General features: G+C 68.6%; 15 protein-coding genes, 2 tRNA genes and 4 pseudogenes. 13 read left to right on the top strand and 8 right to left on the bottom strand.

The features are described 5' to 3' along the window. Positions 1-249 precede the first annotated feature (249 nt). On the top strand, positions 250-807 hold the full coding sequence (gene orn, locus LDL48_RS21550) for an oligoribonuclease (RefSeq protein ID WP_372472169.1): 558 nt from the start codon (positions 250-252) through the stop codon (positions 805-807). Positions 808-915: 108 nt separating this feature from the next. Beyond that, a tRNA-His gene (locus LDL48_RS21555) sits at positions 916-991 on the top strand. 29 nt (positions 992-1020) lie between these two features. On the opposite strand, the gene LDL48_RS21560 is transcribed toward LDL48_RS21555, so the two are convergent. Continuing rightward, positions 1021-1929: an NAD(P)-binding domain-containing protein gene (locus LDL48_RS21560; RefSeq protein WP_225256995.1), complete on the bottom strand. Its 909-nt coding sequence runs from the start codon at positions 1927-1929 to the stop codon at positions 1021-1023. A gap of 479 nt (positions 1930-2408) precedes the next feature. Here LDL48_RS21560 and LDL48_RS21565 point away from each other — a divergent pair, with 479 nt between their 5' ends. Beyond that, on the top strand, positions 2409-2711 hold the full coding sequence (locus LDL48_RS21565) for a MerR family transcriptional regulator (protein ID WP_225256996.1): 303 nt from the start codon (positions 2409-2411) through the stop codon (positions 2709-2711). Positions 2712-2947: 236 nt separating this feature from the next. Next, a pseudogene (locus LDL48_RS21570) lies at positions 2948-3343 on the top strand (class I SAM-dependent methyltransferase); the annotation flags it as partial. A gap of 18 nt (positions 3344-3361) precedes the next feature. Here LDL48_RS21570 and LDL48_RS21575 read toward each other — a convergent pair. From LDL48_RS21575 to LDL48_RS21585, 3 genes are all read right to left on the bottom strand, one after another. Beyond that, positions 3362-3784, bottom strand: coding sequence for a hypothetical protein (locus tag LDL48_RS21575; protein WP_225256997.1), 423 nt, complete (start codon positions 3782-3784; stop codon positions 3362-3364). 95 nt (positions 3785-3879) lie between these two features. Continuing rightward, positions 3880-5115, bottom strand: coding sequence for a L,D-transpeptidase (locus tag LDL48_RS21580; RefSeq protein WP_225257071.1), 1236 nt, complete (start codon positions 5113-5115; stop codon positions 3880-3882). 158 nt (positions 5116-5273) lie between these two features. Continuing rightward, positions 5274-6350, bottom strand: coding sequence for a L,D-transpeptidase (locus LDL48_RS21585; RefSeq protein ID WP_372472171.1), 1077 nt, complete (start codon positions 6348-6350; stop codon positions 5274-5276). Between LDL48_RS21585 and LDL48_RS45070 the strand changes: the two genes are divergently transcribed. Next, the gene (locus LDL48_RS45070; protein WP_372472174.1) at positions 6244-6558 is read left to right on the top strand and encodes a hypothetical protein; all 315 of its coding nucleotides are present in this window, start codon (positions 6244-6246) and stop codon (positions 6556-6558) included. The two genes, LDL48_RS21585 and LDL48_RS45070, sit on opposite strands and share 107 nt — an antisense overlap. A 111-nt stretch (positions 6559-6669) precedes the next feature. Continuing rightward, positions 6670-6742, top strand: a tRNA-Lys gene (locus tag LDL48_RS21590). Positions 6743-6774: 32 nt separating this feature from the next. On the opposite strand, the gene LDL48_RS45075 is transcribed toward LDL48_RS21590, so the two are convergent. Then, entirely contained in the window at positions 6775-7236 is a 462-nt protein-coding gene (locus LDL48_RS45075; protein WP_372472161.1) for an ATP-binding protein, read from the bottom strand. 175 nt (positions 7237-7411) lie between these two features. Here LDL48_RS45075 and LDL48_RS21600 point away from each other — a divergent pair, with 175 nt between their 5' ends. From LDL48_RS21600 to LDL48_RS21620, 5 genes and pseudogenes are all read left to right on the top strand, one after another. Continuing rightward, positions 7412-7726 carry a hypothetical protein gene (locus LDL48_RS21600; RefSeq protein ID WP_225256999.1) on the top strand — a complete coding sequence of 105 codons (315 nt, stop codon included), beginning with the start codon at positions 7412-7414 and terminating at the stop codon, positions 7724-7726. Positions 7727-7815: 89 nt separating this feature from the next. Continuing rightward, positions 7816-8691: a zeta toxin family protein gene (locus LDL48_RS21605; protein WP_308016478.1), complete on the top strand. Its 876-nt coding sequence runs from the start codon at positions 7816-7818 to the stop codon at positions 8689-8691. 1275 nt (positions 8692-9966) lie between these two features. Beyond that, positions 9967-10308 (top strand): Pepco domain-containing protein, encoded by a 342-nt coding sequence (locus tag LDL48_RS21610; RefSeq protein ID WP_225257001.1) that lies wholly within the window; start codon positions 9967-9969, stop codon positions 10306-10308. Next, a complete protein-coding gene (locus tag LDL48_RS21615) occupies positions 10305-12701 on the top strand; it encodes an Hsp70 family protein (protein ID WP_225257002.1) in 2397 nt (798 codons plus the stop codon). Before LDL48_RS21610 ends, LDL48_RS21615 begins: the two co-directional genes overlap by 4 nt. A gap of 85 nt (positions 12702-12786) precedes the next feature. Next, positions 12787-14083 (top strand): annotated as a pseudogene (locus LDL48_RS21620) (IS701 family transposase). Positions 14084-14097: 14 nt separating this feature from the next. Here LDL48_RS21620 and LDL48_RS21625 read toward each other — a convergent pair. Further along, the gene (locus tag LDL48_RS21625) at positions 14098-14616 is read right to left on the bottom strand and encodes a monooxygenase family protein (protein ID WP_225257003.1); all 519 of its coding nucleotides are present in this window, start codon (positions 14614-14616) and stop codon (positions 14098-14100) included. Between the two features lie 478 nt (positions 14617-15094). Continuing rightward, positions 15095-15829, bottom strand: a pseudogene (locus LDL48_RS21630) (transposase); the annotation flags it as partial. A gap of 174 nt (positions 15830-16003) precedes the next feature. Between LDL48_RS21630 and LDL48_RS21635 the strand changes: the two are divergent. Both LDL48_RS21635 and LDL48_RS21640 read left to right on the top strand, forming a co-directional pair. Beyond that, on the top strand, positions 16004-16345 hold the full coding sequence (locus LDL48_RS21635; RefSeq protein ID WP_225257004.1) for a PadR family transcriptional regulator: 342 nt from the start codon (positions 16004-16006) through the stop codon (positions 16343-16345). Positions 16346-16386: 41 nt separating this feature from the next. Then, positions 16387-17454 carry a hypothetical protein gene (locus tag LDL48_RS21640; protein ID WP_225257073.1) on the top strand — a complete coding sequence of 356 codons (1068 nt, stop codon included), beginning with the start codon at positions 16387-16389 and terminating at the stop codon, positions 17452-17454. A 38-nt stretch (positions 17455-17492) separates the two neighbouring features. Here LDL48_RS21640 and LDL48_RS21645 read toward each other — a convergent pair. Further along, positions 17493-17621: pseudogene (locus LDL48_RS21645) on the bottom strand (hypothetical protein); the annotation flags it as partial. Positions 17622-17843: the final 222 nt, after the last annotated feature.

Below are 17843 nucleotides of genomic sequence, written 5' to 3' on the forward strand. Positions count from 1 at the left end.
CGCCGAAGGGCCCTCCGCGCTGCCGACGCGAAGGGCCCTTACCGGGGGAACGGAGTAACCGAAGGGGGGCTTCGTCCGTTAAGCCCAGTTTAACCCCTGAACAACCGAACTGGGAAGTCCCTGCCGGAAAGCGGACATAACAGGGTGGAAGTGCCCGGACGGGTGTCGGTGGCACAGTGCCCGGCGGCGTTTCCGGCCTGCGCGTAGTCTGAGGCCGTGGCGGATCTTCTGGTATGGATCGACTGTGAGATGACCGGCCTCGACCTCGGCAAGGACAAGCTCATCGAGGTCGCCGCGCTGGTGACCGATCCTGAGCTGAACGTTCTCGGCGACGGCGTCGACCTGGTCATCCATGCCGACGACGCGGCGCTCGACGCGATGCCCGAGGTGGTGCGGGAGATGCACGCCCGGTCGGGGCTGACCGAGGAGGTGCGCCGGTCCGCCATCACGATGGCGGAGGCGGAGGACATCGTTCTCTCGTACGTCCGGGAATTCGTCCCCAACCCGCGGACCGCGCCGCTGTGCGGCAATTCGATCGCGACCGACCGGGGTTTCCTCACCCGCGACATGCCGGCGCTCGACGCCCACCTGCACTACCGCATGATCGACGTGTCCTCGATCAAGGAACTGTGCCGCCGCTGGTACCCGCGCGTGTACTTCGGCCAGCCCGCCAAGGGGCTCGCCCACCGGGCGCTCGCCGACATCCGGGAGAGCATCCGCGAGCTGGAGTACTACCGGCGCACGGTCTTCGTGCCGCTGCCCGGCCCGGACGTCGACGCCGCCAAGGCCATCGCCGCCGAACTCTAGGCCGCCGCCGGGACGCCGCGCCGGAACCCGGTCGACGCGGCCGTACCGGGACTAGCTATGATTGTCCGGCGTGCAGCGCGGGGGAGACCTCGCGGTCGCAACGGCATGGTGGTCGTAGCTCAGCTGGTAGAGCACCGGGTTGTGGTCCCGGGGGTCGCGGGTTCAAGTCCCGTCGATCACCCCATCGGTAACGGAAGAACGCCAGGCTCGGCCTCATGGCCGGGCCTGAGTCGTTTCCACCGCCTCAGGTTCGGTCCCGAGATCCCCGGGACGGGCCTGGCCGATCGTCGCGGTCAGCCCGTCAGCTCCCCGTCCGCCGTCGATCAGCGCCGCCAACCTCGCCGCCACCGCGGTCAGCCCGCCGTCGCCGAGCCACTGGCCGGTGCGCAGCTCGATGAGGTGGCGCACCACGGTGAGATGCCCGGCGAGGTCCGCCGGACCGGGCGGATAGGTGCCCCGCAGCAGCTCGGCCACGGTGTCCGGCGTGCCGGCGACGACGTGTCCGAGTGGGGTGCCGGCCGTACCGGCGAAGTCGGTCATGTCGATGCCGGCCGACCGGACCGTGTCCAGGGCGCGGAGCAGTCCGAGCTGGGCGTCGTACCAGAGACCGAAGAGCGCGAGATCCCAGACCGCGGCCGCGTGCGGCGCGGTGCCGGCGAAGCGCGGTCCGCCGAGCAGCCGCAAGGTCGGCACATGCGTCTGGTACGCCCGCCGGGAACCGCTGTACAGGATCGTCGCCGCGTCCGTGCCGATCGTGGCGGGTGACGCCTGGATGCCCGCGTCGAGGTGGTCGGCACCGAGGCCGGCGATCCGTTCGGCGGCCGCCCGGGCGTCGCCGGGCGTACCGGTGCACATCACGACGATCGTCCGCCCGCTCAGGTCCGTACCCGCCTGGGTGAGGATCTTCTGCACTGCCGGGTAGTCCGTCACGGTGATGAAGGTCAGCGCGCTCGCCGCCACCGCCTCGGCGAGCGGTCGCGCCGGCGCGGCGCCCCGGCGGGGAGTGCGGTTCCAGGTGACCACGTCGCGCCCGCCGGCGCGCAGCCGGTCCGCCACCGCGCTGCCGATCGCGCCCATGCCGATCACCGTGACCCGGGGAGCCGGGTTCTCCGCGTCCGTCATGGCGGCATCCTCGAACCTCATCCCGGCTTCAGGTCAAGTACCGCCCGGCACCCAAGAAATCTATCCGCGTGTTCCTAGACTTTCTGATTGTCCTCGGTTAGTGTTTCTGGAGACGAACGCGAAGACAAAGACGCAGACGGACCGCCCGTCTGAGGCGAAGGGGCGGGGCCGAGGAACACCGGAGGCACCCGTTCGGCAACACCGCAGGAGCAGGTCGGGCTGAGGTTCTGAGAGGGCTCGACCTGAAAAGAGAAAGTACGCACGTCAGACAAGAGCGCAGAGGAAGGGGAGGGCGTACACCGTTTGGATCGATAGAGAGGTGGTCTTCGGTCACGCTTTTGCGATCCCTGCACCCTGAGCCGTCGTCAGCGGCCGGTGCGGACAACAGAACCCGACGCGACTGTCGGTAGATGGTGTTTCAGACCCGTAACCCAGGGCCCCGGTGCGATGAGCGCCGGGGCCCTCGACATGGAGGCAATATGGCTCAACCCGACGACATGCTGGACGACGAGAACTATCCCGCCTACACCATGGGCCGCGCCGCCGAGATCGTCGGCGTGTCACAGGACTTCCTGCGCCGGCTGGGGGAGGCGAAGCTGATCGACCCGTTCCGGTCCGCCGGTGGGCACCGCCGCTACTCCCGCTATCAGCTACGGCTGGCGGCCCGGGCGAGGGAACTGTGCGATCAGGGCACTGACATGGCGGCCGCCTGCCGGATCATCATTCTCGAGGATCAACTCGAGGAAGCCCTGCGCCAGAACGAACGCACCAAGCAAGACTGATCTTTGCCGACGTCCCACGGTCCCTGCCCTCCGGTCAGGGGCCGTTCGCCGTTCCCGGGGGCGGGCGGGCGTCGGTGGCGAGACGGGCGGGGCGCCAATTATCCGGTCACCGGCCGTAGTTCGGCGGGGAGGCGGGCGGTCACCTCGGCGTGCAGGCGCGGGCAGGTGGCGATGTCCGCGGCGTCGCATTCCGCCGCGTGCTCGACGATCGACAGTGACGCCTCGGCCGCCGCGGCGACCTGACGCTGACCGGCGTCGACGCCTCCGCCGACATGATCGCGGTGGCCGGGCGGGCGGCGACCGCGACGGGCCTGCACGACCGCATCAGCTTCCAGGTCGCCGACGTGGCGGCGCTGCCCTGTGACGACCACAGCGTCGACGTGGTGGTGTCCACCCTGAGCCTGCACCACTGGCCGGACCCCGCGGCCGCCGCGGCCGAGTTCGCCCGCGTGCCGCGCCCGGTGGGCCGCGTGATGATCTACGACGTCCGGTTCGCCGCGCTGGGCCGGGCGGTGGCGGCGCTGGGTGCCCGCCCGGAATTCCGGCCCGGCGGCGTGCGGCGGGCACCGGTACGGGTCCGCTGGTACCCGGTCACGCCGTTCGCCCGGATCACCGCCGGCACGCCCCGGTAGACGGGCGCCGGCCGGGCCTCAGCCGACGCGCTCCAGCCCGCTGTCGTCGCACACGCCGGTCATGTCGGCGGCCGCCGCGCTCACCGCGGCCACCGCGTCCGGCTCGCTCTCCATGCCGCTGGCCGCCACCGCCGAGGCGTACGCCGCCGCCAGCCGCTGCGCCGCGTCCGCCACCGGGGCGTCCGCGGTGGCCGACGCCCGGACGATGCCGTCCACCACACCCGGCGTCATCAGCGTCCCGTCGGTCACGGCCGTCGACAGCGTCCCGCACGCCAGAAGCCCGGGTGTCTCCTCGGTCACCGGTGCCTCGGCCGGGGAGCCGGTGACCGACGCCGCCGAAGGGGGCGGCGTGGCGTCGTCCGTGCACGCACCCAGCAGGACGGGGCACCCGCCGAGCAGGATCAGGGCGTACACCGGCACCAGCAACGAAGATCGCGGCATCTGCCCAGCGTAGGAGTCAAACCGGCGACAAGCGGGCGAAAAGCCGCGTGGCCCCTCCCGCAGGGGAGGGGCCACGCGGAACGCCGTCGGCGGGACTAGATCGCGCTGCCCTTCTTGTACTGCTCCCAGCTCATGTTCCAGTCGGTCCAGCCGTTGCCGTTCTTCAGCCGCTCCTCGGTGCCCTTGACCGTGATCGGGTCACCCATCATCGTGCGGTCGAACAGCCACTTGCCCATCGCCATCGAGACGTTCACACAACCGTGCGAGACGTTCCGCCGGCCCTGCACACCCTCCGACCACGGCGCGGCGTGGATGAACTGGCCACTCCACGTGATCCGCTGCGCGTAGTCGATCTTGGTGCGGTAGCCCTCTTCGGGACCGAGTTCGTCCAGCGTGTCGAACACGGTGTGCTTCTTCTTCTCGATGACCACCATGGTGCCGCTGGACGACGGCGTCTTCGGCTTGCCGAGGCTCACCGGGATGGTCTTGATGACCTTGCCGTTCTCCCGCACGGTCAGCTTCTTGGTCCGGTTGTCGACCGTCATGACCAGGGCCCGGGCCACCTTCATGTCGACCGAGACGTCCGAGCGGCCGTACCACCCGTCGCCCATCGGCACCGCCTTGAGCCGCACGTTGTACGAGATCTTGGTGCCGGCCTTCCAGTACGTCCGGGGCCGGTAGTGGACCTCGGTCGGGCTGGTCCAGTGCCAGATGCCCTCCTGCGCCGGCGTCGCCCGCACGGTCATCCGGCGCTGCACGTCGTCGCGGTACTTCTCGGGCACCGAGCGGCCGAACCGGACGATCAGCGGCATGCCGACGCCCACGGTCGCGCCGTCGCCCAGGAAGCTGGAGACCCGGACCAGCTTCGACGGCTTCTTCATCACCGTGAACGTGCTCTTGGTGGTGCCCACCTTGCCCTCGGCGGCGGGGCCGTCGACCGTCACGGTGTACTTCTTGCCCCAGGTCAGCGCGGCCGCCGGCGTCCAGACGTTGTTGTCCTTGTCGACCTCGCCCTTGACCTTGTCGCCGTCCGGGTCGGTCACCGTCACGGTCGTGTTCTGGGGGTCCTCGGTGGTGTACTTCACCTCGGTCAGCGCCTTCACCCCGGTCGCCTCCGGCTCGGGGGAGGTGACCGACACCGTGCTCTGCGGTGGAGCGGGCGAGGCCGAGGACGCACCGCCGGCGGCGTCACCCTTCGCGCCGCCGCCCTGCCACGCCGGCGACTCGTCCTTGCCGCTGCAGCCGGCGCTGAGCAGGACCGCACCGGCCGCCAGCGCGGCCGCGATAGTCCGCCAGCGCGGCGCCCCGGCGCGGCCGGCCGCGCGGGCGATGCCTGTGCCCGTGGACCGAACTCGAGTCGTCACCATGTCTCCCTCATCGCCATGTCGTCCGGTGGCCAATCCTCCGTCATGAATGCAAGGACGACCAATCCCGGATTCGTGCCGCTGTGGACAACGGTCGGGGGAACACGGTCCGGCAAATGCCGGGATCACCCCAATTCGTCCGGTACGGGCAGCGCACTGCCCTTCACGAACTCCTTCCAGCTCACGTTCCACGCCGTCCACCCGTCGCCGTATCCCAGCTTCTCGCCTGTACCCCGAACGACGACCGGATCACCGATCAGCGTCTTGTCGAACAGCCAGCGGGCGTTCGACGGGGACACGTTGACACAGCCGTGTGACACGTTCCGGCGGCCCTGATCGCCGACCGACCACGGCGCGGAGTGCAGGTACTGGCCGCTCCACGTGATGCGCTGGGCGAACTCGATGTCGGTGACGTACCCCTCGTCGCCGTCGGTGTCCGTGGTGTCGAAGACGGTCGCGGCCTTCTTCTCCATCACCACCATCGTCCCGCTCGCCGACGGCGTGCTCTTCTTGCCCAGGCTGACCGGCATCGTCCTGACCGTCTTGCCGCCCTGGACCACCGTCATCTTCTTGGACTTGTTGTCGACCGTCATCTCCAGCCGGCGCCCGATCTCGGCGGTGGCGGACCGGTCCTGGTCGCCGTAGCGACCGCCCCCGGTCGGCACGCCGGCCAGACCGAGGCGCACGGTCAGCGTGGTGCCCGGCTTCCAGTACTCCGGCGCGCGGTAGTAGGCCTGGGTGCCACTCGGGGTCCACGACCAGGTGCCGGGCTGCGGCGGGTCGGTCTTGACGAACATCCGCTTCTGTACGGCGGCCCGGTCCTTCTTCTTGACGCCCGGGCTGAACTCCGCCACCACCGGCATCGCCACCCCGTAGGTACGCCCGTCGAACAGGTAGAGCCCGGTGCCGGTCTCCCGCCCGCGCTTCGCCATCGTGGTGAACGACGTCGTCACGGTCTTCGCCTGCCCCGCGGCGTCCGCGGCGACCACCGTCGCCTCGTACGAGGTGGAGTTCTTCAGCGGCTTGCCCGGCACCCAGGACGAGCCGTCCGCGCGCAGCTCACCCGAAAGGGTCTTGCCCTTGGCGTCGCGCAGCGTGACACTCTTCAATTCGCCGCCCGTAACTTTCAGCCCGATTTCTGCGCTGATGGGCACGCCTTTCTTCCCGCTGGCCGGGGTGACGGAGACCGCAAGTGGCCCCACCGCAGCGTTTCCGCTACGCTCCGTGCCGGCGGGCGCCGACGACGCCGGCGCGCTGCCCACCCACGACGCGGGCGTGGTCTTCTGCTTCTCCCCGCACGCCACCAGCGCGAACGGCGCCGCCACCGCCACCGTCAGAATCGCTACCAGCCGTCTGCCGACCATCTTCGTCCCCGTTCGTAACAAGCCGCGGGCGCATTGTGCCTCATGAACGCAAGCGGCAAGGTCAACTCCGCGGGCGAACCGGCGCGTCCGACCGGTGGGGGATACCCGGTAAAAGTCGGACCGGGGTGCGTGCTATCGTTTCCGTCGTTGTCAGAGAGCGCCGCTAGCTCAACTGGCAGAGCAGCGGACTCTTAATCCGCGGGTTGTAGGTTCAAGTCCTACGCGGCGCACAGTTGATCAAGGCTTCGAACTGGCTTTCATGTCAGGTCGGGGCCTTCTCGTTTCCCTTGTGGACGAATGTGTGATCCGTGTGTGCTCTGGAGCTTTCGACATCCGGCGGTACGGCGTGGTACTTACCGACACAGCGGCCCCAGGTGACCCAGGTCAACCATCGGTAACGGCCGCCACGACCGACTTGGCGTTGCGACTTCTGCAGCAGGCGCACGCCGGTCATCGGCCGGATGGTGAGGTGGATGTCGACCCGGTCGAGCAGGGGCCCGGAGAGCTTCGCCTGATAACGCCGCCGCGCCGGCGGCGTGCACGTGCAGTGCTGGTCGCCGGCCGGAGAGGCGCAAGACACGCGGCGGAGCAGGTGCCGTGGGAAACCGCCAGGGGAACGGCTGCAGGCGCTGGAGCGAGCCTCGTCGACATCTATGGGGCGGATGATGATGCTGGGATGAATGCACCACACCTGTAGATGTCCGACATGAGTAACTAGCCGCACTTGTTCAGATTCTGGAGGTAGTGTGGTCCTTCCGAAGAATTCTCACCGTTGCTAACGCATCGCCGATGAACCAGGCATGCCGCGCGATGCTCTGAACAGCGAGAACTGGATCATCCATGCGGAGGATGTGAGTCCGGTGCCATGTAGCACTACGCTCCCGAGGATCACTGACCCGATGCGGCCCAAGACCGCACCGGGCGATCTGGGCGAGGGCGTTGGCATGGACATGAACGGCGCGCCGGAGGAGACTGCGGCCGACGCCGCAGCGTACGAGCAGGCGGTAGACATCTACCACGTCCTCCTCACGTTTCTGAACGCCGTCATCGACCGAGAGGCCGACCCGGCCAAAGCCCAACAGCTGCGGGCCGATGCCGAGCGGTACGCCGGCGAACGGCGGCAGCTCCACGCCACCGACCAGGCCGCGGTGTACCGGGTGATCACCGAGTACCCCGCCATTGTGCGGCAGCTGAGGACCGCTCTGACCGAGTGAGTGTCCAGCCCGCTACCTATCTCCTCCCGCCAGAGGAGTCTGCCCACCGGTTCCGTGAGCGGATCGTGCCTCGGGACTTTGCCCACGGCGTGCCCCAGGACCGCCCTGTGCTGGTCATCGTTGCCGGTCAGCCGGGCGCCGGGAAGACCAGCGCCGAGGACCGTGTGCGCGCCAACCTTGGTCCCGGCACGGTAACCATCGACGCCGATGAATTGCGAGAGCATCACCCGGCCTACGGGCAGCTATTGATCACGAACGACCAGACCGCGGCGACGCTGACGCACCCGCAGGTCCAGCGTTGGGTGAAGATGGCCAAGGATCACTGCATCGCTCACCGGTACAACGTGGTGCTAAGCGCCACGATGGGCAATCCCGACTCCGCACGGCGCACCATCTACCAGTTCAGGGAAGCCGGCTACCAGGTGTACATGGTCGTCGTGGCCGTGCACGAGGCGACCAGCCAACTCAACGTCTTGAGCCGATACCAGAAGGGCCACGAAAGGGCGGGCGGCCGTCATGTGCCCCTCAATGAGCAGCGCCAGGCGTACACCGGTCTGCTAGACACCGTCGATCAGATCGACGCGGGCTGGCTGGTGGACGCCGTCCAGGTGTACCAGCGTCCCGACCGTCAGCGCTATTGGGCTCAAATCTACTGGAACGAGCGCAACCAGCGTGGCCGCTGGTCCCAGCCACCAGAAACCCGAGCTTCGATCGAGGCCGCCCGCAACAGGCCGTGGGGGGCCGAGGAAATCAAGGATTTCTGCGACCGGGCCGCAGCCCTCAACACCTGCCTGCCACAGGAACTCCATAGCGACCTGCTCATCGCCGTCCGAGCCGCGCAGAAACACGTCGCCATCAGCGGCGCGAGCCTCATCGCCGCCGGGGTCGACTTCGCCGGCCGGCTCGCTGCCGAACGGGCCGGCCGTGACGCTCCCCCTACCGTGCGACCAACTTCAGGGAATTGACCTCGACGCGGCTGGTCTTGGCCCGTCCCCGGTAGGCCTCATACCCGAGCGGTAGATCGACCGTAGTTGAGCCATGGTTGGGTGCCGGTCGACCAAATGCCTGATGCAGGGGAGAACGACCGCCCAAGGCTCATTCGGATCGTTGACCCCGTCGCCCACGTTCCAGGAGTTGTCTGCACCCCCGTGCTCCGCACCACCGGCGGGATCGTGTGTAAGCCCGTCGAGTAGAAAGGATTCGCTGGCCAGCCCCGCCGCTGGGTCGTCGAAAGGCCTGCAGATGATCAGCAGCGTTGAACGGCGAGCCAACGATGTCCTCCGGCTCGACACCGCGGTCAAGCCCTCCGAGAGGAACTCGACACCGTCGGGCAGGAACAGACGGATCGAGCCGCGATCATCCGGACCATCAGTGACCGGTTCGCCGCGATCCTGGCCGATTGGCGGTACCCGAAACTGAGCGGTGCGCGCCTGAACGATGAACTCGTGCCATTCGTGCGGGATCTCCGGTACGTATCAGCCTCCTCTGGGGGTCGAACCCTAATCCCCCTCGCCTGGACCCTCGCGATCTTCGAGGTCTCCTGGGATTCCGGTGGACCGCATCCGGGCTTCCTCTTTCTGGACAGCCCGCAGAAGAATCTCGGCCAAACCGGCGAACGTGACGGCGAGTTCGCCGACACCGTCACGATCGCGGACTTCTACAAGCACCTGCGCACGTGGCTTGTCGGCAGCGGAGCAAGGTGCCCAGATCATCATCGTCGACAATGCGCCACCCGCCGACGCTGAGAACGACGTTGTGGTGCGCTTTCGGCAGGCCCGGAGACCGCGACCGACCCCCGCGAAAAGGAGACGCCCTGGATCTGCGGGGGCGTGGTGTCGTCCGGTACGGCAGCCCCGGCCGGCAGCGGACCACCGGCGACGAGAACGCCGGCGAGCGCCCCGGCGAACCCGACGGCGGCGACCCGACGGCGGTGCCCGGATGAACGGTTCATGGCGGAACTCCGATGGCTCGATGGGCTGTCGTCTGGTTCGTCTCTGGCCGGTGCGGCGTTGTTGGCCGGTGTCGGCCACCCGACAGCTGCTGGGCGGCGAGGCACGGGTCGCGGTGGCGCCGCGCACCGAGTGACGGGGAGCCCGCCGCCCACGGGAGTCGTCCATGACCGGCGGGCCCGGTCCGAGCGGCGGGGCATCGCGCGACCAGTCAGCCATGTGGATGATTGTCGGGCTCCGGGGTGATAGATACGTTACGGTCTGTCACTCGTCGCTGTGAGAGGTACCGTGATGACCGAGCTGTCGACCGCTGGCGCCGTTATTCCGATCGTCTATGTGGACGAGCGTGTCGATGGTGAGAAAGGACTGTTCAGCGCCGCCCAGGCGGCCGCCACCAAGGTCGGCGCCGTCAGCGTGGGGGAACTGAGCGGGAATCTGCGGGCCATGTGCGGGCGGCTCGGTGAGATGTTCGCGGCCACGCGTGAGTTGAGCGGTGAATTCGAACTGGACGAGTTCGAGGTCATTCTGGAGCTGACCGCGAAAGGAGAGGTCCGGCTGATCGGCTCCGCGTCGACTGAGGTCAAGGGCGGGGTCAAGCTGATTTTCCGCCGACCCGGCGCGGTCAGGTCGTGAATCGGGCCCTCGTGGTGGGCTGTGCCGCTTACGAGGATCCGGACATCGCTCCGCTGCGGTACGCCGATCGGGACGCCGCGCGGATCGCCGAGGTTCTGCGTACGGTCTGCGGGGTCGAGGGTGACGCGCTGACCCTGCTGCACGACGGGTTGCCCGACCGCCGCAGCCATCCGACGCGCACCAACGTGCTCCGGCACCTGTCCCGGCTGTCCACCGACGGCGGTGACGGGATCCTCTTCTTTTACTTCAGCGGCCACGGCTTCCAAGCCGCCGACACCGCTCATTATCTGCTGCCGATCGACTGCGTCCGAGGCGCGATCGAAGAGACCGCGCTGCGGTTCGATCTGATCGTGCGGTACCTGGGCTCGGCGGCCGCCCCGCACGTCGTGCTGCTGCTCGACGCCTGTCGCAACGTCGTCGACGGCGGCAAGACGGCGACCGCCGGCCTGGCCTCCGTCGACGTCAGCGCGCTGTGCCCGCCGGGGGTGGTCACGTTCTGCTCGTGTGTGCCCGGGACCGTCTCGTACGAGGCGGAGGGGCTGAAGGCGGGAGTGTTCAGCCAAGCGCTGGTCGAGGCGTTCAGCGACCAGGGCCGCTGCCGCACGGTCTACGAGCTGGACACCTATCTCAGCCGTCGGGTGCCCGAGATCGCGGTGGGCGAGGGCAAACCACGTCAGGTGCCGCACTCCAGGGTGGAGCCGCTCGGCGTCCAGCAGCTGGAGATCGTCTCCGAGCGCAAGCGGAACGAATGGCGAGCCGCCACGCCGATCGGCGCCGAGCAACGCAGCCGCCGGGTGCCGCGTACCGCCGACGGCGAACCCGACCCGCTGATCGCGATCGACTTCGGCACCAGCTATTCGGTCGTCTCGTACTTCCGCCGGGACGGCACGGTCGAGCTGCTGCCAGGGCCGGACGGCAGACCGTTGGTGCCCTCGGTGGTGCATTTCCTGCCGGGACTCGACTACCTGGTGGGCGCCGCCGCAGTCGAGGCCGACCACTACCGGCCCGACGCTACGATCCGGCACGTCAAGCGCTCCCTCGGCACCACGGCCAACTATGAGATCGACGGCAGAAGCATCGCGCCGGAGCTGGCCGCGAGCCTGATCCTGCGCTCGTTGCGTCGCAATGCAGAGGAGGCGCTGGGCACCCCGGTGCGCCGTTGCCTCGCCGCCCGCCCGGCCAACTTCACCCGCCGGCAGACGGCCGCACTGGAGCGCGCCTTCGTACTCGCCGACCTTGAACTGCACCGGCTGGTCGGCGAGCCGAACATCGCGGCGGTGCTGACCAGTCCGGACGAGGGTGAACCGGGGTTCGACGAGGAGCAGCAGTTCCTCGTCGTCGACCTCGGCGGCGGCACCTTCGACGTCGCGCTGGTGGAGTCCGGCGACGGTGTCGCGGAGATCAAGTCGGCGAACGGCAGCAGCACGGTCGGCGGCCTCGACTACGACCGCGCCATCGTGGCCTTCGCCGAGCGTCAGCTCCGGGAGCAGCACGGCTGGCAGGGCGAACTGCCGTCGCGGGTGCGGGCCGCCCTGCGCCGGGAGGCCGAACGGGCCAAGCGTGACCTCGGACGCCGGGAATCGACGACGCTGCTGTTGCAGGATCTCGACTACGGCGACCGGGGTCTGCAGGACGTCAGCATCGAGCTCGACCGGGACACCTTCCGGTCGGTCACCGCCGAGCTCGACGGCATCATCCGGGGAACGCTTGCGGCGACATTCGACGCCGGGCTCTGGACCGTGCCGGCCGACCAGTGGCTGGCCGACGGTGGCCAGGTGATGCTGGCCGGGCAGGGCGGCAAGATCTTCACCGTCCGGGAGCAGATCGAACAGCTCCTGCCGGGTGTGACGGTGGTGTCCAGGTTCCAGGAGACGGCCGTGGTCCACGGGCTCGGCCGCTACACCGGTGTGCTCAAGGGCTGGCTGTCGAACGTCCTGCTGCTAGACGCGCTCGGCTTCGGGATCGGTTTCCGCTGCCGGCGCGGCACCAGCGAGGGCGAGCGCCTCGATAACCCGAGCATCCTGGCGGCCGATCCGGCCGCCAACGTCGACGTCTTCCCCTTGATCGAGCCGGCGACGACCATCCCCACCAAGCGCAGCGAGATGGTCCGGCTCGACGGGCCGCCGGGCACCCCGCACGTGCTCGAGTTCGTCGAGCTGCCGGAGGCGGGCGATGAGGGCTTCGGGCACATCGAGATCCGGTCCGAGGGCACCGAGGTGAATCTCGTCGCCGACGTCGACGCCTATCACCTGGTGGTCATCTCGGTGCAGGACATCGCATCGGGCCAGGTCTCCGAGTATCAGCTCACCAACTTCGACCAGCGGACGACCGACGCGGGCCCTGGCGCCAAGCTCCGGCTGTCGGCTGGCCACAAACGCCAACAAGACCGATGACAGTAAGAGTGAGAAACACGGCCTCTAGTACCGCAACGGCAGTAAGCAGGCGAGACGTCTTCATGATCGGCTCGTTGGGCATGGTGTGACTGATGTCGATGTTGCGGTGTGGTCGGCGGAGCTGGATCGGTTGCATGCCCGTTTCGCGGGCCGGTTCGCGCGCTCGGAGCCACGTCGGCGGGCCCGGCAGTATCTGTCTGGGCTGGTCGCGGGCTTGGACCGTACCAATGGCTGGACTCTGGCTGAACAGGCCGGCGACCTGACGCCGGATGGTATGCAACGCCTGCTGCGCTGGGCTGACTGGGACGTCGACGCCGTGCGCGATGAGGTCCGTGACTACGTGATCGAGCATCTCGGTGACCCGCAGGGTGTGCTGATCATCGACGACACCGGCTTTCTGAAGAAGGGTGTCAAATCGGCGGGTGTGGCCCGGCAATACTCCGGGACCGCGGGGCGGATCGAGAACTGCCAGGTGGGTGTGTTCATGGCCTACCGCTCGAACAAAGGTCATGCGCTGATCGACCGGCAGTTGTATTTGCCGCAGGCCTGGACCGACGACCGCGACCGGTGCCGGACCGCGGGCGTCCCGGACGAGGTCGAGTTCGCGACGAAGGTTCAGATGGCCCGCGAGATGTTGGCCCGGGCGTTCGCCGCCGGGGTGCCGGCCGGCTGGGTGACGATGGACGAGGCTTACGGCCAATCGAAATCGCTGCGAGTGTTCATGGAGGAGCACGACCAGCCGCACGTGGTCGCGACCCGCCGCAACGACGACGTGGTCACCACCAGCATGGGCTTCGCCCGGGTCGACACCTTGATCGCGTCGCTACCCGCACGGGCCTGGTCGCGGATCTCGTGCGGGGCCGGGGCTCACGGCCCCCGCGAGTACGACTGGGCGCGGGTGCCGATCCGGGTGTTCTGGCGTGCCGGGCGTGGGCATTGGCTGCTCGCCCGTCGCAACATCAGCACGGGCGAGCTGGCCTACTACGTCTGCTACGGACCCCGGAAACCCGGCTGATGGACCTGGCGCGGGTCGCCGGCAGCCGCTGGGCGGTCGAGGAATGTTTCCAGCAGGCCAAGAACCAGGCCGGCCTCGACGAATACCAAGTTCGCGACTGGCGAGCCTGGCACGCCCACATCACCTTGTCCATGGCCGCGTTCGCGTGGCTCGTAGTCGCCAGAACCCTTGCCGCAAAAGGGGAACCAGCACCGGCGACGAGATGATGATCGGCTTCACGGTACCGGAAATCCGACGCCTCATCGCCGCACTGTTCGTGCGCCGCCCTCGGCCACCACACGTCTGGTGGTGGTCACGCTGGCGCCGCCGACGCCAGCACCAAGCCCGCCTCAGCCACTACAAACGCCGAGGCTACGCCCTCCGATGAGTGCCGTTGCAGTATTAGTGCCCGGTCCCGGGGGTGTAGAGGTCGTCCTCGGTGACGACCGGGGCGAGGTCGTCCTCCGGGCGGCCGACCCGCGCGGCCGAGCCGAACATCGAGCCGCGGGCCGGGTGCACCGGGGCGAAGGATGCGAAGCCGCGGCGCTGCGGGATGTCGTCGTAGACCGCCTCCATGCCGCCGCGCAGCAGGTAGGTCTCGTGCCAGAAGCCGGTGCCGCCGCTGTCGCGAAGAAAGTCGCGCCACCACAGGCGGTGCGGCTCGGAGCGGGCCCAGGACAGCAGCGCGGGCAGGTCCCGCCAGTACTGGCGGATGCCGAGGTGCATCGGGAACAACGACCAGAAGAGCGGCTCGTGCGCGAGCAGCCCCTCCGGCATGTCGTCCGACCGGTCGATTCGCGGGCCACGGGCCATCAGGGTGCGCAGGCCGTAGAGCCGGTTGACGCGCATACCCAGATAGACCACCACCAGGTCGGGATAGGACGACAGGTCAACGGTCTCTCGATTGACGCGGCTCAGCATCGCGGGATCCCCTTCAGGTCAGCATCCTCCGATGGTAAGGCCGCGCACCGACCACCTACTTGATGCGCACCGGCGAATGGCGTGGAGGATCGCGCGGCATGCCCATACTGAGCTTGTCGACGATGTCGCCACCGAAGGCGAATCTGGTTAAGGCCACGGAACCGGGTAGGCGAACATCCGCTCATCGGCATGTCCGCGCGCCCGTGCCGGGTGTAGCGGCACTGCCGTTCTACGTGCGGGTCGAGGCAAGGTTGTAGGCCCCGCGGGCGCGATGATCGACGACGTACTGCACGCCGACCACCGCAGCTTTGATCAGCGAGCGACGCTAGCCTCCGTCTTTCATTGAGCGCCGCTGCTTGAGCCAGCTGTTGATCGAGGTGGCGGGTTTTGGTGTTGACCTTGTCCGGGCAGGTGGTGTCGCCCGGCCGGAGGCCGGGTTTCTCCGTGGGTCCTGGTCACTGGTGCGGCGGATTCGGTGTCAGGTAACGGGTTCGGGTAGCGCGGCGAGGCGTTCGAAGGCTCGGATGAGCTCGTTGGTCCAGGGCCAGTCGGCGGCGATGCGCAGAGTGGTGGTGCGGGCGGTCCGGGTGATTTTCGAGGCGACGTGCAACAGCCGGTAGCGCAGTTTCTTCGGCTCGGCGGCGGCCATCGCGCCGTCCAGGAGCAGGGGCTGGGTCCAGCAGAGCAGGTGGATACCGGTCAGGGCGAGTTCGAGCCACGCTTGGTTGATCGCGAAGGTCCGTGACGGGAACCGGCCGAACCCGGTGGTTTTGCCGGTGCGGATGCGGTCCTCGACCCGGGCGTGGCAACGGTGCCGGACTTCCAGAAACTGGATCGAACCACCACCATGGGGTGTGTCGATGGCGAAGACTTGGTGGCGCATCCCGTTGACCTGGTCGAACAGCGACAGTTGCGCGCCGGGGTGCGGGCGTTCCCGGCGGCAGATCAATCTCGTGCCGGCCGGGAACGAGGCCAGCACACCCGGGTCGAGATAGTCAGTGAGCTCGACCAGTTCCGCGCCGTCGCGCAGGCTGCCATCGCAGTCGAGAGCCGGCACCCAATCGGAGGCGGTGGTGATCGCGGCCCGGATCGGTCGGAACCTTTTTCGTGTCCCTCGTTGACGGATGTCCAGCGTACTCGACGTCCGCGTGTCCTTCCGAAGCTCGGTAGCCGCGCTATCCGACGCCGGCTCGACGGCGCTGCCGCACCGTACTCAGGTGGCGCGCCGCCGCAGACGCGGCTTGCCGACGGTGGCCTCGCCCGGACCGGTGTCCGACCGGAGGCTCGCGGGCCGTTCCAGCCGCTCGTTCGTGACTTCTGGCGCGCCTCGCCGACCGTATTCGCGTCCGTCTTCGCCGATAGGACGATCAACTGTATATTGGCGGTCATGGCGAGCATGCAGCGACCGAGCTTTCTGATCCTGTCGGCGCTCGCTCCGGCCCCGCTGCACGGGTACGCGGTGATCAAGGAAGTGGCGCGGCTGTCGGACGGCAGGACCCGCCTCGCCGCCGGCACGTTGTATGCGGCACTCGACCGGCTCAACGACGAGGGCCTCGTCCAGGTCGACCGTGAGGAGACTGTCGACGGCCGGCTCCGCCGCTACTACCGGCTGACCGATCCGGGCATCGCCGCACTGGCCGCCGAGGCCGAGCAGATGCGCCGCGACGCACGGATGGTCACCCAACGGTTGAGCGGAGCCCGCCCCGCCGGTGCGCCCCGCCCGGCCTGAATCGACCCCCGGTGCCATCGCCGGCCCCTGAAGGGAGCCACATGCCCGACGACCTCCGCACCATGCGTCTGGCCCGCCGGTACCGGCGGTGGTTGTTGGCCTACCCGCGAACGTATCGGCACGAGCGTGGCCCGGAGATTCTCGCGACGCTGCTCGACGCCGCCGATCCTGACCGGTCGCGGCCGGCCGCGCGCGAGGCCGCTCTGCTGCTGCGGCACGGCCTCGGACGACGTCTCGCCGAGTTCGGGCGTCGGGCGTTCGTGATCGCGGCCTTCGCGGCCGTGCTCGGTGGGCTGAGCGGGATCGCGCTCGGCTCGTGGCTGGCCTGGCGGGACGTGGACCCGATGGCGCCGGACAAGACCACAGCGATCGGCCTCGCGCCCACGGTCCTGCCGGTGCCTTTCGACGACCGGGTCGACCAGTTCGGGCGGCACACCTTCTGGAACCCGTACAGCAGGAACTCTCTGTTCGGCGGGACCGGCGTACGTGTCGGCCGGACCAGTGTGACCGGCATGATGCCCCCGCAGACCGGCGTGGAGCAGCTTGCCGCCGCCGTCACCCGGCAGATGCGCGCACACGGCTGGCAGGACGTGCGGACCGCGGTCCGGCGCACTGGCCCGCAGACTGCGCCCGCCGCTTTCGCCGAGGTGACCGGCACGCGCACCGGCTATCTCGCCGCAGTGCAGATCTCCCAGGCCGCCAACCCGTCCGCCCTGACCCTCGACCTGATGTGGTCCGAGCCGCCCGGCCACCTGCGCGACACCATCCTCGGCGGCCTGGCCGGCGCTCTGCTCGGCGCTCTGCTCGGGCTCTACACCTCGAAGCGCATGCGCCGCTTCCGGCCTGGCAGGCAGCGGGCGTACTCCAGACTCTGCGTTGCCACGCTGCTGATGCTCGCCCCGGCCTGTCTGGGCAACATTCCCACCTCGACCGGCTCCCTGCTGGCCAACACCCACCGCAACGGCCCCGGTCCCTCGGTGTACTGGGGCGGTTTCGTGTTCTTCGGGGCCGAGCCGCTCGCGATCCTGTCGCTGGTCCCGATCCTCGCGATCGTCGTCTGCTGCGTCTGGCCACAGCGGGCAACCGTCCGCACGCCCACCACGGCCTGAGCGCAAAGCGGAGCGGGATGAGCGTCACCTCGCCAGTTATGGCGTACGGCGTCCTGGAACCAGGACTCGGGCAGGTTGGCGTGGCCCCAGACGATGATCTGCATGTCGGGCGCGATTTCCCCTGTTACGTCGCGCATGAGTTCGAAGAGGCGGCACGACTGTTTCACCGGATCAGAAGCTGCGCTCGAGCCAGTCCACGCGTGCAGCCCGTGACCGGATCGAGTTCGCGAGATAGCCTCGCCACGTGATGGCCGTTCGCCTCAGCGAAACGCCGGACGGACGGCAGTGGCTGGACAATTTCCTACCCAGCGACGCCCTGCAGCTACGCGACTGCTTGATTCCCTGCGGTTCGTCTCCTCGAACAAGGGCGTGTCTCAGATGGATAGTTG

Origin of the sequence: Jidongwangia harbinensis (assembly GCF_020216025.1) — a bacterium.
GTDB classification, from domain to species: domain Bacteria; phylum Actinomycetota; class Actinomycetes; order Mycobacteriales; family Micromonosporaceae; genus Actinoplanes; species Actinoplanes harbinensis.